Origin of the sequence: Sphingobium sp. 3R8 (assembly GCF_020166615.1) — a bacterium.
GTDB lineage: Bacteria > Pseudomonadota > Alphaproteobacteria > Sphingomonadales > Sphingomonadaceae > Sphingobium > Sphingobium bisphenolicum.
In genome coordinates this window covers 1-208 of the sequence record NZ_JAIQXR010000080.1, presented here as the reverse complement: position 1 = coordinate 208, position 208 = coordinate 1, and the positions used below count along the sequence as shown (strand labels likewise).

Below are 208 nucleotides of genomic sequence, written 5' to 3'. Positions count from 1 at the left end.
CCCCCATATCACCGATCGGCGCCTTCCAACTGCCGACTGAAATACACCATCTGCATCGGCTTGCCTGGGGCGATGTAATGCCATTCGATCAGACGCTCCTGCGACCAGCTGAGGATGGCCGACGAGGTCAACTCGGTACCGTTGTCGCCGACCACCGTGTGCGGTCGGCACGGCGCGCGGCATGTTCACGATAAGAGGAAGGGGCGAT

The 208-nt window shown here is 61.5% G+C and carries 1 protein-coding gene; it reads right to left on the bottom strand.

The window, feature by feature from the left end; genetic code table 11:
• Positions 1-8 precede the first annotated feature (8 nt).
• Positions 9-155, bottom strand: a complete 147-nt coding sequence (locus K9B33_RS22995; RefSeq protein ID WP_411974053.1) for a hypothetical protein — start codon at positions 153-155, stop codon at positions 9-11.
• Between the last annotated feature and the right edge of the window lie 53 nt (positions 156-208).